At 40.5% G+C, this 15,415-nt stretch carries 15 protein-coding genes; 5 read left to right on the top strand and 10 right to left on the bottom strand.

Features of this window, described 5'->3' with window-relative positions; translation table 11 throughout:
* Nucleotides 1–230 precede the first annotated feature (230 nt).
* Entirely contained in the window at nt 231–1,742 is a 1,512-nt protein-coding gene (locus Q4567_RS10045) for a YifB family Mg chelatase-like AAA ATPase (RefSeq protein ID WP_303500268.1), read from the top strand.
* On the opposite strand, the gene ilvY is transcribed toward Q4567_RS10045, so the two are convergent.
* Nucleotides 1,736–2,602 (bottom strand): HTH-type transcriptional activator IlvY, encoded by an 867-nt coding sequence (gene ilvY / locus Q4567_RS10040; protein WP_216047766.1) that lies wholly within the window; start codon nt 2,600–2,602, stop codon nt 1,736–1,738. The two genes, Q4567_RS10045 and ilvY, sit on opposite strands and share 7 nt — an antisense overlap.
* Before the next feature lie 183 nt (nt 2,603–2,785).
* On the opposite strand from ilvY, the gene ilvC reads away from it, so the two are divergent.
* Together ilvC and Q4567_RS10030 are read left to right on the top strand one after the other, a co-directional pair.
* Nucleotides 2,786–4,270 (top strand): ketol-acid reductoisomerase, encoded by a 1,485-nt coding sequence (gene ilvC, locus Q4567_RS10035; RefSeq protein WP_216047765.1) that lies wholly within the window; start codon nt 2,786–2,788, stop codon nt 4,268–4,270.
* 652 nt (nt 4,271–4,922) lie between these two features.
* Nucleotides 4,923–5,255: a hypothetical protein gene (locus tag Q4567_RS10030; RefSeq protein ID WP_008846084.1), complete on the top strand. Its 333-nt coding sequence runs from the start codon at nt 4,923–4,925 to the stop codon at nt 5,253–5,255.
* Nucleotides 5,256–5,311: 56 nt separating this feature from the next.
* On the opposite strand, the gene Q4567_RS10025 is transcribed toward Q4567_RS10030, so the two are convergent.
* From Q4567_RS10025 to Q4567_RS10010, 4 genes are all read right to left on the bottom strand, one after another.
* Nucleotides 5,312–6,568 carry a multidrug effflux MFS transporter gene (locus tag Q4567_RS10025; RefSeq protein ID WP_303500266.1) on the bottom strand — a complete coding sequence of 419 codons (1,257 nt, stop codon included), beginning with the start codon at nt 6,566–6,568 and terminating at the stop codon, nt 5,312–5,314.
* Nucleotides 6,569–6,780: 212 nt separating this feature from the next.
* Nucleotides 6,781–7,371 carry a carbonate dehydratase gene (gene can, locus Q4567_RS10020; protein ID WP_216047763.1) on the bottom strand — a complete coding sequence of 197 codons (591 nt, stop codon included), beginning with the start codon at nt 7,369–7,371 and terminating at the stop codon, nt 6,781–6,783.
* Nucleotides 7,372–7,622: 251 nt separating this feature from the next.
* A complete protein-coding gene (locus tag Q4567_RS10015; protein WP_216047762.1) occupies nt 7,623–8,204 on the bottom strand; it encodes a hypothetical protein in 582 nt (193 codons plus the stop codon).
* Nucleotides 8,197–8,694 carry an RNA polymerase sigma factor gene (locus Q4567_RS10010; protein ID WP_216047761.1) on the bottom strand — a complete coding sequence of 166 codons (498 nt, stop codon included), beginning with the start codon at nt 8,692–8,694 and terminating at the stop codon, nt 8,197–8,199. Before Q4567_RS10010 ends, Q4567_RS10015 begins: the two co-directional genes overlap by 8 nt.
* 216 nt (nt 8,695–8,910) lie before the next feature.
* On the opposite strand from Q4567_RS10010, the gene Q4567_RS10005 reads away from it, so the two are divergent.
* The gene (locus tag Q4567_RS10005) at nt 8,911–9,183 is read left to right on the top strand and encodes a hypothetical protein (RefSeq protein WP_216047760.1); all 273 of its coding nucleotides are present in this window, start codon (nt 8,911–8,913) and stop codon (nt 9,181–9,183) included.
* Nucleotides 9,184–9,240: 57 nt separating this feature from the next.
* On the opposite strand, the gene Q4567_RS10000 is transcribed toward Q4567_RS10005, so the two are convergent.
* Nucleotides 9,241–10,152, bottom strand: a complete 912-nt coding sequence (locus tag Q4567_RS10000; RefSeq protein ID WP_216047759.1) for a DMT family transporter — start codon at nt 10,150–10,152, stop codon at nt 9,241–9,243.
* A gap of 117 nt (nt 10,153–10,269) precedes the next feature.
* Here Q4567_RS10000 and Q4567_RS09995 point away from each other — a divergent pair, with 117 nt between their 5' ends.
* Nucleotides 10,270–11,754, top strand: coding sequence for a M20 family peptidase (locus tag Q4567_RS09995; RefSeq protein ID WP_216047758.1), 1,485 nt, complete (start codon nt 10,270–10,272; stop codon nt 11,752–11,754).
* Between the two features lie 279 nt (nt 11,755–12,033).
* Here Q4567_RS09995 and Q4567_RS09990 read toward each other — a convergent pair whose 3' ends face one another.
* The 4 genes from Q4567_RS09990 to Q4567_RS09975 all read right to left on the bottom strand — a co-directional run bounded on the left by Q4567_RS09990 (nt 12,034) and on the right by Q4567_RS09975 (nt 15,396).
* Nucleotides 12,034–13,284 carry a glutamate-5-semialdehyde dehydrogenase gene (locus Q4567_RS09990; protein ID WP_216047757.1) on the bottom strand — a complete coding sequence of 417 codons (1,251 nt, stop codon included), beginning with the start codon at nt 13,282–13,284 and terminating at the stop codon, nt 12,034–12,036.
* A 17-nt stretch (nt 13,285–13,301) separates the two neighbouring features.
* On the bottom strand, nt 13,302–14,399 hold the full coding sequence (gene proB, locus Q4567_RS09985) for a glutamate 5-kinase (RefSeq protein ID WP_216047756.1): 1,098 nt from the start codon (nt 14,397–14,399) through the stop codon (nt 13,302–13,304).
* 93 nt (nt 14,400–14,492) lie between these two features.
* Entirely contained in the window at nt 14,493–14,909 is a 417-nt protein-coding gene (locus Q4567_RS09980) for a hypothetical protein (protein ID WP_216047755.1), read from the bottom strand.
* Nucleotides 14,910–15,021: 112 nt separating this feature from the next.
* Nucleotides 15,022–15,396: a TerB family tellurite resistance protein gene (locus tag Q4567_RS09975; protein WP_303500263.1), complete on the bottom strand. Its 375-nt coding sequence runs from the start codon at nt 15,394–15,396 to the stop codon at nt 15,022–15,024.
* Nucleotides 15,397–15,415 lie beyond the last annotated feature (19 nt).

The following is a 15,415-nucleotide window of genomic DNA, read 5'->3' as shown; positions in this document are numbered from 1 at the left end:
AAGATCGTCACTGTTGTATAGAAATATCATGTAACCCCCCGCAGAATCAAGTTTTCAAAGGGTATATATTATTCTTTAGGCGTCGATTAATCGTTGTAAATGAAAATATTGTGATTAAACCAGCCAAGCATTTCAAAACTAGACTATAAACTGGACCTCGCTTTCTGGCACTTAGTAAAAACTTTCTCTAGTTTAATAACATAAGTTAGGCAGTACGTAGGGAAATGTAAATGTCATTAGCCGTTGTATACTCTCGGGCATCAGTGGGCATAGACGCGCCACTGGTAAGTATTGAGGTGCATCTAGCCAATGGTTTGCCAGCATTTAACTTGGTAGGATTAGCAGATGCTGCGGTACGGGAATCTAAAGAGCGGGTAAGAAGTGCGTTACTCAATTCAGGTTTTGAATTTCCTGCTAAACGAATAACAATAAACTTAGCGCCAGCCGATTTACCCAAGGACGGCGGGCGTTTCGATATCCCCATCGCGATCGGCATTATCGCTGCCAGCGGCTTGATTGCAATTGAACACTTAGAACATTTTGAGTTTGCAGGGGAGCTAGCGCTGACAGGAGACATTCGCCCTATCTCAGGCGCACTGCCGTTTAACTATGCCTGCCATAATGCTAAACGAACAGCTATTTTACCCACCGAAAATGCATCAGAAGCATGCTTAATTCAACATAGTAAAGTTTTAGCTTTTAACACCTTATCGCAACTGTATCTGCATTTATCTGGTCGCCAAACCGTGTCCTTACAACAACCACAAACCACCGCTAACACGCAGCAGTATGATTTTGATATGGCAGATATTAAGGGCCAACAGTTGGCTAAGCGCGGATTAGAAATTGCCGCAGCTGGAAGTCATAACATCCTTTTTGTAGGGCCGCCAGGCACTGGCAAAACCATGCTAGCCCAACGTTTACTGACAATTTTACCGGAAATGTCACAACAACAAGCTTTAGAAACTGCCACCGTCTATTCCATAAGTGGTCACGAAGTTGACCCTAAAACTTGGCGATTGCGTAAATTTCGACAGCCTCACCATACGTCTTCGGCAATTGCCCTTGTAGGTGGAGGCGGCAACCCTAAGCCCGGTGAAATTAGCCTAGCCCATAATGGTGTGCTGTTCTTAGATGAGCTGCCTGAGTACGAGCGCCGCGTATTAGATGTGCTTCGCCAACCGATAGAATCTGGGTTTGTTTCCATTTCTCGCGCGTCAAAACAAGTAAAGTATCCAGCTCAATTTCAACTGGTAGCAGCGATGAATCCCAGTCCAACTGGCAGTTTACGGGATGGAAGAAGCACTTCAGAACAAGTATTGAAGTACATTAATCGAATTTCTGGTCCGTTTTTAGACCGTATTGATTTGCAAGTTGATGTACCAAAATTAGCCAACAATGAGTTGTATTCTTGCGCTCAAAACACCGCTGAGAGCAGCGCTGAAATCAAAACCCGTGTACTTCATGCCAGGCAACAGCAAATGGAACGAACTGGCAAGTGTAATGCTCAGTTAACGAATAATGAAATGGACATTCACTGCTCACTACATCATGAAGACCGTTTATTTTTGCAATCTGCAGTGGAACAATTAGGTTTATCGATGCGCGCGTTTCACCGAGTTATTAAAGTTGCACGCACTATTGCAGATTTAGCTTTAGAGCCGCAAATTACTCGAACTCATTTAGCAGAAGCCCTTGGCTATAGGGCGCTAGACAATATCATCAACGAATTGCGCTACTGAAACTCTGGTTGATTAAAGAACTCTTCAATTAAGGTTTCCGATTGCCGTGACTTTAAACAACATAGTCCAAGTTGATAGGGTTCGATATTGTTAATTTTTATGCGATTAACACGCCGACTCGCTAAGGAATTATCAAGGACCACTTGCGGTACAATGCCCAACCCACAACCCAGCCCAACCATACTAACTATCGCTTCATTGCCACCGACAGTACCATACACTTTAGGTCGAATACCCATTTCCGAAAACCAATGATGAACAATACGCTTTGAAGGTCCACCTTCAGGTAAAACAACTTTGTGATCACGCCAGTCCACCTGTTCAAGACTGGTGATTTGCGAATCTTTAGGGGAAATTAACAGCAGCGGAATAGTATCTATAGGTTGAAACTTGATATCTTTAGGCATGTCAGGTGCAAAAATCGCAATGGCTACATCCACTTCTTTATTGGCGACTTTTGAAACGGATAACCATGGATCCCCAGTAGTCAGCTGTACTTCGACTTGCGGATGTTTCTGTCTAAAAACATTTAAAATAGTGGGCAAATGGCTTTGGCTAGCCGTGACTGAGCAATATAGCTTGATTTCACCGGTTAACATAGGGTTGAGCATATCAAGATCGGCTTTCAAACTATGCCAATTCGATAACACCTCCTGACTAAATGCCAACATTTTCTCTCCAGCCAGAGTCATTTTTACCTTTCGGTTATCCCGTAAAAACAGTTCCGCGCCACACTCTTCTTCTAAGCGCTGGATTGCCCTGCTCAGGGTCGATGGACTGACGAATAGCGCATTAGCGGTTTTACCAAAATGTAAACTCTGAGCGAGATGCTGGAATAATTGTAAAGAGCGAAAATCCATAACGTTTCATTTTTTGCAACACTGTATTGCGAATATATCATTTTATTCAACAGAGCGTAAGCAGTAGACTCTGTTCATCACAAGTCGTCACTGACTCGATAGAAGAATTAAACACATATTTCCGTTCACTAATTATCAACGGTAATGAATATTTTTATAAGTTGAAAAGACAGTAGGTACACAATGGCAAATTACTTCAATACATTATCTCTGCGTCAGCAGTTAGACCAATTAGGTCGTTGTAGATTCATGCAAAAAAGTGAGTTTGCTTCAGGTTGCGACGCGCTTAAAGGACAAAAAATTGTCATCGTTGGATGTGGTGCTCAAGGTTTAAACCAAGGTTTGAACATGCGTGATTCTGGTTTGAACATATCTTATGCATTGCGTCAGGCTGCAATTGATGAAAAACGTGATTCATACCAACGCGCTACCAGTAATGGTTTTGAAGTGGGTACTTATCAGCAATTGATCCCAGAAGCAGATGTTGTTTACAACCTAACACCTGATAAACAGCATTCAAGTGTTGTTGAAGCTGTTATGCCACTTATGAAGGATGGCGCAACACTCGGTTACTCTCACGGATTCAACATTGTTGAAGAAGGTCAACAAATCCGCTCTGATATTACAGTGGTAATGTGTGCACCTAAATGTCCGGGTACTGAGGTACGTGAAGAATATAAGCGTGGTTTTGGTGTACCAACACTGATTGCTGTGCATCCTGAGAACGACCCTCAAAACAAAGGCTGGGATATCGCCAAAGCATTAGCTTCTGCTACAGGTGGAGATCGTGCCGGTGTTCTAGAATCATCTTTTGTTGCCGAAGTTAAATCTGACCTAATGGGTGAGCAAACAATTTTGTGTGGAATGCAGCAAACAGCTGCGATTCTTGCCTATGAAAAAATGACTGCCGACGGTATGGATCCAGCCTACGCTGGTGCACTAATTCAATTCGGATTAGAAACCATTACCGAAGCACTTAAGATTGGTGGTGTAACCAATATGATGGATCGCTTAAGCAATCCAGCTAAGTTGAAAGCATTTGAGTTATCAAATCAATTAACTGCAATGTTACGTCCACTTTTCGAGAAGCACCAAGATGACATCATCAGTGGAGAGTTCTCCAAAACGATGATGGAAGATTGGGCAAATGGAGACGCAAATCTTCTTAAATGGCGCGAAGAAACGGGCCAGAGTGCGTTCGAGAATGCACCTGAGTACTCAGGAAAGATTGATGAGCAAACTTTCTTTGATAAAGGCATCTTTATAGTTGCCATGATCAAATCAGGCGTTGAACTAGCATTTGATGTAATGGTCGAAGCAGGAATACTACCTGAATCAGCTTATTATGAGTCGTTACATGAAACACCGCTTATCTCAAATACAATTGCTCGTAAGCGCTTGTATGAAATGAACGTAGTTATTTCCGATACAGCTGAATACGGTAACTATTTGTTCGCCAATGCTGCAGTTCCACTATTGCGTGAAAAATTGATGTCAACTATCTCATCAGAGTTAGTCGGTAAAGGTTTAAGTAACACTTCAAATAGTGTCGACAACAAAGCATTAGTTGAAGCAAACAAAGCTATTCGTTCAAGTGGAGTTGAAGCCATAGGTGAGACTTTACGTGGATATATGACAGATATGAAAGCAATTGTTGATGTTGCCTAATTCATAGTGTCATAGACAGTACCAGTTTCTGTCGTTAGGTGCTTAAAACTAAGCCCTTTTTGCCCGGTCATTTGACCGGGCTTTTTCTATTTTGAAGAGTCGATATGCTTAGTGTGAGTAATTACCTACTACTGATTAAGAATATATATAATTTAAAAATATGTGATTTCTTTGTTTTATACTTGATGATATTTTAATCTATCGTAATAATGTGAGAAAATTATTATCCTTAAATATTTAAGAATTGTTTTGAACAATAAAAAATCCAGTTTTTTTGGCAAAAATAGTGAAATTAGGCTGGAAAAGTAACTAAAAGTCGTATTAACTCTACGTCTTGATCAAAAAGATCGAACTTCTTTTAGCAATAAAAGCAGATAATAATAAATAGTCGCTAAAGCGATACAATAATAAAAACTAAAGTTAAAATATTTAATTTATTGATTTACATAAAATAAGCCGTAATTTGTAACCTTAAGTTGAATCATAAATTGATTCGAAGACACTTTTTAGTCTCTGATCAGAAACAAAATATTTAATTGAATTTTCCCGAGGCGTTATATATCGGGCTTTTAATCATTGGCCTTTTTTTTGCATTTGATGCAGGAAAATAGCGGTATCATAATAATAAAACATGTTCTAAGTGGAGAGCACTATGAATTCATCAATATCAAGATTCACTCAAATGGGCGACTGGATCTTCGAAGTGAAAATGGTTAGAGCACTTCGCGTAAAAAAGTATGGAGAGCCTTACACTGCTTTAGCGACATTGACAGCGAATGGGGAGTCAATGTACATAGATAGTCAACTTACCCGAGAGAATGATGACTTTTCCCGAAAAGACTTTCTAACATTTTATAAATTCTGCCAAGCCTTAGAAATGAAAAATGTAATTTATGATAAAGTCAAAAACGGCGTAAGACATCCTCGAGTCGTAGATATAGTCGAAAACGTCAAACCCTCTCCAATAGTGCGTCTAGTCAAATAATTCCAACCTATCAAAAGTAACAAAATAGAAAACAGTTAGATTGAATGTAGCATTATCTATTTTGTTATTTTACGGGTATTACAAACTGGTGCTTGCTCAGCACCAGTTCCGGCAAATCGGAAGCAAATCAACGTAATCAAACCAAACACCATAAAGCCAATTGCTATGGGCGTAATGTCAGTTTTGACAAAACTGCCAATAAACATAGCAACGGGAACGGCAAATGCACTGCTAAGTGAACCTGTAATCGCTGCTCCTAAGCCCGCCACATGTCCTAATGGCATCATCGCCAGTGAATTAAGATTGCCAAACAGAACACCAATAAAGAAGAAATTAATGAACATAATTACGATAGTGACCAACAAAGGTGGCAGACCTTGATAGTGTAAAGTTGCAAGCACAAAAATCGTCGACATTACAATCGTCCCGTAAATCGCTAGGGTGCAAAGTTTACGCATTCCCATTGTCATCACTAAAGTACCGTTAATAAATGATGCAATGCCGATTGAGAAAGCCAGTACAGCGAAAATCAGGGGGAACATATCCCCTTGTGAGTAAAAATCTTCAAAGATGGTCTGAGACGCACTCAGATAAGCTAGGAACGATCCAAAAATACAGCCCATAGACAAGGTGTACATCATCACAGCTCGGTGAGTCAGAACATACTTACTTGATGCCCATAAGTCGGAAAATGCAAACGGCTTTCGTTTTGATTTAGGTAAGGTTTCAGGTTGACGACTGAAAAACCATATCGCCAAACCAAAACCGATAATCAAGAATGAAATAAATATTTCGCGCCAAGATGCGAAAATCAATATTGCTTTACCGAATGCCGGTGCAATCATTGGAACCAAGATAAATACCATCATGATAAACGACATCACTCTGGCCATGGCTTCGCCTTCAAATTGATCTCGAATTAGTGCAATACTGGCGATTCTGGGCCCAGAAACACCAAATGCTTGAATCACTCGGCCAAGCAACAACATTTCCATTGATTGCGAAAACAAACAAATTACCGTACCCAAAGCAAAAACGATCAAACCGGAAAGAATCGCCGCTCTTCGACCCTTGGTATCGGAGTAGGGACCATAATAGAGTTGCCCAAACGCCATTCCCAAAAAGAAGATGGAAATAATCATGTGAGTGTATTGCGGACTTTCACTGCCTAAATCACTGCCAATTTGATTGAGTGCTGGCAGCATGGCATCGATACTCAAAGCAACAATCGATGTCATAAATGCCATTAGGGTAACAAACTCAAACAATCCAAGTTTAGGTTTAGAGTGTTCGACAATCTCTTCAGTGGTCATTAGTACAATTAAATCCTTTTTGTAAAGAAGCTACATACAAAATTGTAGATAGACAGTTACAGATAGAGTTATGAGTGAAATTATATAGGAATAGTAGTTTCAATTTGAAGGCAAACGCTATAACCCAGATTAAAATCGTATTATAGCGTTCACATTTCCAATTGGTACTTGCTAAAAGTCATGGATAAAAAAATTCATTTGTGAAGCAACGATTAATCTACGCTCAAATCCGTTACCAAACCATTTTTAAGGCTATAAACCCAACTGTGAATCTTTAATTTCTGCCCACGGGCAAGGGCATCTCTTATAATTGAGTTACGCTTAACATTTTCAGTCTGTTCAAGCACATTGATTTCACAGAGTCGCGCCGATTTGGCAGCACCACTTAGTTTACTTAACTCTTTTTCATGTTTGCTGGCGATATCCCGAATGTGTCCCAACCAGTTGTCTACCAAGCTTAAATTTAGAGGCTCTTTTTGAATTGCCGCATCAATACCGCCACAACCGTAATGACCACACACAATGACGTGTTCAACTTTCAACACATCAATGGCGAACTGCAAAACCGAAAGACAGTTAAAATCAGTGTGCACAACTAGGTTAGCCACATTGCGATGCACAAAAACTTCGCCTGGGGGTAAGTCGACTATCTGATTTGCAGGGACTCGACTATCAGAACAGCCAATCCATAAAAATTTGGGATTTTGTTGTTGCGCCAATGACTCAAAAAAGTGAGGCGTGACCTTTGTGGTCCTTTCCGACCACTTGCGATTATTTTCTAACAGCTGTTCGATTTCATTCATGGGAATTTACCTATAACTCAAGGTTACGCCATGATACAAAAAGCAACGCAGATCGCCTAGGAAAATAATCCGATAATGACGTTCTAAAGTTTATGATTTTTCACAACTTATAGGTAATCAAAGGATTTAACAGATGATTAGCAAAGGGGGCTCTTGTCGGCGCCGTTCGACTAAACTATTGCATCAATGAATCACTTTTAGCATATTGATCTCAAGGTTAACCAAGGAAGGGTAAGATTAAATCAATTCCCTCAATGATTTGTCCATTGAGATTCAAACTCAACCAACAGACGTTTAAACTTAAGCTCTCTTTTGTGCATCCATACCCATATCAATGGCATACAAACAAGGTTCAGAATCAGCATTAACTTTGCTTTCCTCAGTAATTCTTGTTGATCAACGAAATCGCCAAAATACGCGATTAGCAAATAACTTATAAAGAACAATGGCGTGAAGTAACAAAGTACTTTGTTGACATAAGCAATTTTAATATTTTGCCGATATTGCAGTTTTACCCGCTCAATAAACTCTGAGGTTGTTGCAGATTCAGATTTAAAGCCCAGAGAGAAGCGTCGCAGCCATACAAGATAAAAGAACCAAACAAAAATAAATAGAAAGATACTCCAAATCCAAATTGTTTCGAAGGTTGACATTTTTCTGGGAAAAAAGAAGAACGCGATTGGCACAGCGATTGTCGCCAGCGCATCCATTAAAATATACAGATATTGCTTCATTCTCATCAACCACCACTGTCGTTTTAGTGATTGCGTGTCGACTTTAACCACATCTTGTTGCTGCCAGATTTTGTCTAAATCAAAGTCGTCATTATTCATGATTGATTGTCTCCATTAAGGATTTTTTGGCGCGATTGAGAATAACCCCCACATTGACTGGACTTATGCCACATACCTCAGCAATTTCTTGGTACCCCAACCCCTCCATTGACATTGTGACTATTTGTCTTGATTGCATGGGTAATTTGCGTACGGCCTTGAGCAATAGAGTGACTTTGGATTGCTCGGCTAATTGGGATTCAGGAGAGGTGTTATTGGTAGAATGGGGGCTTTCGATCTCACAATAACTTTCACTAAAAGGTTGTTTAGCGTGATAAGCAACGTGGGTTACCGCTTTATTGTGAGCAACACGTAATATGTAGGTTTTAAGGCTGCTATTTCCCTTAAAGGCTTTCAAGGATTGCCACACCGCTAAGCTGATTTCTTGCAATAACTCTTGTTGCAAGTGTTGGTTGGCCTCATAGCTTGATGCGACTCGGCTCAGTAGCGGCCCATATTCAGCAACAATGGCATTAAAATCCTTGCTCAACGGTAATTCCTGCAACCTAAATATTTAAAAACTAATGTATTAGTGTGTCGCTTTCAAAAAATATTACAAATATCTGTAATGTTTTTTAAAAGCCCAAGACTAAAGCATTAAACGGTGAATAAAACAGCGTTAAAATGTTAGCCAAAGCGATGGAAGTTTACATATCGCAACGGTCAAACTGAACAAATCATTACCCACTAACAATAGGAAAAGAACATGAGCGGATTAACAATCACATTGCTGGTCTTAGGCAGTATAACCTTATATTTAGCTGCGGCTTGGTTAGATACCAAACATAACTGGAAACTCATTGATTGGTTCAATGGAGATACACAAAATCCATTTAAAACCTCAAAAGAACAGCAATTTAAAACAACTATCAACCATAAAGATCAAGAAATTAAAGACTTAAAAGAACGTATACAAGTGCTCGAAAAAATCGTCACAGAGCCCGCCTATGAGCTCAATAAAAAGATTAATTCCCTTTGAAAACACAAATACCTGCGCAGTTCATCTTGTTAGTGGCTGCGCTATGTTTGTTTATGCCTAATCTTTAATCTGACGAGCCTTAAATGCGGCTATGCTCAGCGGCACTTTCCCCATGGCTATGGCGTTCCCCAGTAACACCACAAGTACACCAATCAAAGCAGGCAATCGCCACTGATAGCCTTCAAATAAAGTGGAAATAAACAACGCGACCAAAGGATACATTAACACCACATAAGCGGCCTTATCTGAGCCAATTTGCTGTACCAGCTTCATATATGCTCCAAATGCTAAGACTGAGCCGAACACCGCTAGAAATAAAAGCGAAAGGTAATAATCAACTGAGCTAGGAAAGACTAATTCAGCGCCATTTAAAAAAGCGTAGCCATACAAAAAAACCAACGCATAAGTCATTGCCCAAAAATTCATTTGCAGTACTGGGGTGCCATGGTCAAGTATGCGTTCCGAAATCACGTTACCAAATGCAGCGCAAACAAAGGCAATACAAGCCAGAGTAATCCCAAGGGATAAAAACATATGAGTCTGTGCATGTTCAAATTGCGGCACAAAAATCATCGCCATTCCCAGCAAGCCAAAAGTTGCGCCAAGCACTACCTCTAAACGTATTGGCTTTTTTAAAAATAGACGACGCATAATGACATTAATATAAATAATGCATGAACTCATAAGCGCAACCACTGCGCTCACTAAATATTTCTGACTTTCATATAAAAAGCTGTAGTCGAGGGTGTAAAGGCTTAATCCCACTGCGGCCATCTTTATATGGATATGCATGGGTAATTTCAGTGACAGCTTTTTAAACCAACACACACACCCAAGTAAAATGGAAGCGATAGTAAATCGATACGCGACCGACAATACAGGGTCTACTTCACCTAATTGAAAGGTAATTGCTATCCAAGTTGAGCCCCAAATTAAAGTGCAGCTAATAAAAAGTTGAATATTTGACACTCAAAGGCTCTCATGCAAAATGACTAGGTAGGCATAGTAGCAAAACGTTTTAAAAGCGACTAATAAAGAGTATTCTGTTTAGAAATATTGTTTAAATTGACAAAGGGAATTGAAAAAATGAAAAAGTTGTTAGGTTTGTTAGTATTACTTTTAGTAATCCTCGCTGTGACTTTATGGATTCGTTCAGAAACTGTATTTGAAGATAACCAACTACAAATTAAACAATCGAAACAAGAGTTACCCTTAGATACAGATGCCGCTGTTGCGAGATTTGCCAAAGGCATCCAAATAAAAACAATATCCCACGACGATCCAGCACAATTTAATCCTCAGCCTTTCATTGAATTTAGGCAGCACATCAAACAAAGTTACCCACTTGTGCATCAAGCTTCCCAACAAAAAACATTTAGTGAACATAGCCTGTTATATTATTTTCCTGGCACAGACAACTCTCTCAAACCAGCTCTATTTATGGGCCATATGGATGTAGTTCCAGTAGACGATGCAACCCTAGATAAATGGCAACAACCGCCTTTTAGCGGCGCAGTAGTGGACGATATTATATGGGGAAGAGGCACCATAGACGACAAAGTAACGGTATTTGCGTTGCTGGAATCAATTGAACTGTTATTGCAACAAAATAAGCCTTTTAAACGAGGGATCTATTTAGCATTTGGTCATGATGAAGAAATAGGTGGCAGTCAAGGCGCTGTAAAAATTGCAGAATATTTACAACAACAAGGTGTAGAGTTTGAATTTGTGTTAGATGAAGGGGGCGCCATTACCGACGGTATCATGCCGGGCATAGAACAACCTGTAGCAATTGTTGGCGTTGCCGAAAAGGGATTTGTAAACCTCAGACTAACCGTCAATTCCGAAGGTGGGCATTCTTCGCAACCACCAGAACACACAGCATTAGGTATATTGAGTGAAGCCATTGTCAAAGTCGAAAATGCCCAATTTGATACCGATTTAACATTTAGCAAAATGACCTTTGATGCGGTTGCTACGCACGCACCACTGAGCAGTCGTTTACCTATGGCTAATTTGTGGTTATTAGAACCTGTTGTAAGCAATGTAATGCTAAAAACACCATCAAGTGCCGCAAGCATCCGCACAACTATTGCAGCAACCATGGCCAGCGGCAGCTCCAAATCTAATATTCTGCCCTCTCAAGCGTCAGCAGTGATTAATTTTCGAATACTGCCTGGAGATAGCATTGAAAGTGTTAAACAACATGTTATCAGTGCCATTGATGACGAACGCGTATTGATTAGCGACTTTATGGGCATTAACCCTTCAGGGGTTTCACCCACAGATAGCGTTGGTTTTAAGTTAATCGAAAAGCATATACGTCAGCTCGATAACGATGTACTAGTGGCGCCCTATTTAGTCGTTGGCGGTACAGACTCACGCTATTTCACAAGTCTGTCAGATAACGTTTATCGTTTTATGATGGTGCGCTTAAATCCAGAAGGTTTAACACGCTTTCACGGCATAAATGAACAACTACCAGTGCAAGATTATCTCAATGCGATTAGTTTTTTCCATGCAATGCTGCAAGAAACCAGTGGCATCGAAATGCCGCAAAGTAGCCATTAAGAGTAAGCCAAGGCTATAAATAGGAATAGACTAAATAGAAAAGCGGCGCGCAAATTAACCACCCTACAAAAGTGCATTTGAAAAAGCCATCACACGGCGCATCAAAGGTAAAAGAAGTGGGTTGCTGCCGCGTTTCAGGGAAAGGTTTTAGCAGTCGATAGAGTTTGAAGAATCCCAATCCTACTAGGATTGGGACCACTACAATGGCAATAATGAATAGCACAAACATCCAAGTTTCAGGTGAGTTCCTGAGCATGCTAGATACTCAAAAACGCAATATTAACCGCGGATTTCACCGTCACCATAAACCACAAACTTTTCAGTAGTTAAGGATTCGGCCCCCATTGGTCCGTAGGCATGCAATTTACTGGTAGAAATACCAATTTCCGCGCCTAAACCTAATTCACCCCCATCTGAAAAGCGTGAAGAAGCATTGGCCATAACAACAGCAGAGTCGACAATCCGAATAAACTCATTTGCCGCAGAATAATCTTGGGTCACTATCACTTCAGTGTGCCCAGAACCGTATAAACCTATATGCTCAATCGCTTTATCAAAATCTTCCACTACGCGCACTGCAATCTCCAGCGCTAAATACTCGGCATGCCAATCATCCACAGTGGCTGCTTCGGCATCTTTAAAATAACCGATGCTATTTTCACAGGCATGCACTTTCACTTTATGCTCAGACAACATTTTGGCGGCCATTGGTAAAAAGGTGTCGGCGACAGATTGGTGCACCAGTAAGGTTTCTAGGGAATTACACACGCTAGTGCGCTGGGTTTTGCCATTTTCGAGAAGCGATAAACCTTTGTTTAAATCTGCTTGTTTATCAATATATAAATGACAAACACCTTTAAAGTGTTGAATAACCGGAATACGACTATTTTCAGTAACAAAACGGATTAAACCTTCTCCGCCTCGGGGAATAATCAAATCGATAGAATCATTTAACGTCATCAATTCATTCATTACACTGCGGTCGGTATTGGGGACAACCACCACCACATTCGGGTCTAATTGATGTTTTTCTAACGCCACCTGAATGCATTTTGCCAATGCCAGATTTGAATGAATCGCTTCTTTACCACCACGCAATATCACCCCATTACCGGCCTTAAGACACAAAGCCGCGGCATCAATTGTCACATTCGGACGAGACTCATAAATCATTGCTATTACACCCAAAGGGATACGCATTTTACCGACGCGAATTCCACTTGGACGTTGTTGAACATGGCTAATTTCCCCCACAGGATCAGCTTGTTGAACGATTTCAAGCACCGCGCTGCGAATGGCTTCCAGCCGCTCTTCGGTTAAGCGTAAGCGATCTTGCATAGATGCATCGATTTGATTTTCCTGAGCTGCATCCAGATCTTTTTGGTTAGCACTTAAAATCTGCTCTTTTTGCACAATCAGTTGATCGGCTATTTCTGTCAGCAGGGCATTTTTTGCCTGACTTCCTAAAGACGAATAAGCTCGTGCTGCTTTTTTTGCTGCCACTGCTGCTGCAGCGATTGAAAATGTCATATAAATTTACTCACTTTTTATAACAGAACCATATCATCTCTGTGCACCACAGCTTCGCCAAAAGTATAACCTAGAACACTTTCGATTTTGCTGCTTCGCATCCCTTTTATACTGTTCAAATCAGATGAATTATACAATGCCAAACCCTTGGCAAGTGCGTTATTTTGATACTCGATGGTTACTGCATCGCCGGAACTGAACTGACCAATCACGTCGACGATGCCACTAGGCAACAAGGAAGCTCCTTTGTTAAGAATGGCCGTTTTAGCGCCCGAGTCAATGACAATTTTGCCACCACTTTTTAAGGTATGTTTTAACCATTGACGCCGCGCATTTTCCCGACTTGCAACAGGAATAAAACGTGTACCTTGGATCTTTCCGTCTAATAGTTGATCAAACACTTCGCCTTTTTGACCGTTAACTATTAGGGTTTGAATACCACTTTGTGTGCACTTTTGAGCAGCCTGGAGTTTGGTTATCATTCCACCTGTGCCCATTTTTGTGCCCGCGCCACCAGCTAAAGCAAACGTATTATCATCGATACAAGGTACTTCTGATATCAATTTAGCATCAGGGTTTGCACGGGGATCTTGATCATATAGGCCGTCAACGTCTGAACAGATAATCAAAGTATCAGCTTGGGCGATAAGTGCTGTATAAGCCCCTAAATTATCGTTATCACCTACTTTGAGCTCATTCACTGCCACTGTGTCATTTTCGTTCACAATTGGCAAAGCTTGATGATTCAACAGCTCGCGTAATGTATTTTTTATATTTACATAGCGAGTTCGGCTATGTAAGTCGTCGTAAGTTAACAATAACTGGGCACAGGGAAAATCAAAAAAGCGCGACCAGTTAGACATCATCTGCATTTGCCCGATGGATGCCATTGCCTGTTTTTCAGCAATAGACGGGGGATGATGAATAGGAATACTGCCGCGACCAGCAGCAACACTGCCAGAAGAAACCAAAATAACTTCTTTGCCCTGTTCTCGGCTTGCGGTAATAAAACGCGCGATTGCCAATAAATAACGTCCACTGCAATGCTGACCATCAGGCGCAATCAATGCGCTACCGACTTTTATAACAGCACGCTGCCACTCAAACTCATGCATCAGTTTTCTCTACTTAAATAATTATTCGTAGATTACGACAATTCACAAACTAAACAAGGCATTGGGGTTATAAGTTATGGAAAAATAGGAGGGTTAATCTTTAGCAGCCTTAGCTAACTGTTGTTTTAACCAAATTTCTGCGGTATCAACATCATCAAAAAACTCATAATGTTCCCCAGCGTTTTGATAAATCTCACCAATATGTTGTTTGGCGAAATTGGGTGAATCACAATCATTAACTAAAATTGCAGTGGCGATTCTATTCCGCTGCTTTTCAGCTCGTACAATCTCCGATAAGCGTTGCCCTGCGGCGTGCACATAGATACATTCGCCGTGCATAATGACAAGAACCGCCCAAGGTTCCTGAGCAAGCAGTTCGATCATTGGATCAGCTTCCTCACCAGATTCATCTAGTGATTCAAGATTCCAAGGACCAGTTCCCTCTAGTCGTAAGATTCGATCTTTGACGAACAAATCTAACGTACCGTGGGCCTCAAACATTCTATGCACAATTACGCCTATGCGGTTAATTTTATACCCGTTAGTTGAGTATATTTATTTTTTACCATTGGTGCCAACATTTTAAGGATATACCTAATATCTCGATTAACTACTCTGACCTTTAATTAATATCGTTTTTATCCAAAAATTTGGCTAATACTCTCAGTTTAAGATAATCAAGAATCTCTTGTTCCTGATCTGCAATTTCACCATCGATAAGGCATATACCTTGAGCGAGCGCTAAGGCCTTTTTAGCATTAAAGGATAAGGGGTCCTTCAATGACATAACAAATTTTTTTGCTTCGCCATTTTCTACGACCTCTCTGACTTGATGAATGGATTGGCGCTGGAACTCTTCCATATCCTCCTCACCTTGCCAGTTAATGTGGTGAAATATAGAGTCGTAATAATCTTGTTCAGATAGGGTGATTTTGCCATCTATACGATAGAGCAACATACACAACTTTAATAACGCTTCATTGAAAGACTGTTCCATTTCAACTTTTACTCCAATT

It is taken from the genome of Aliiglaciecola sp. 2_MG-2023 (assembly GCF_030548145.1).
Classification (GTDB): domain Bacteria; phylum Pseudomonadota; class Gammaproteobacteria; order Enterobacterales; family Alteromonadaceae; genus Aliiglaciecola; species Aliiglaciecola lipolytica_A.
The sequence above is the reverse complement of the archived record's forward strand: the minus strand, read 5'-3'. Positions and strand labels throughout refer to the sequence as shown.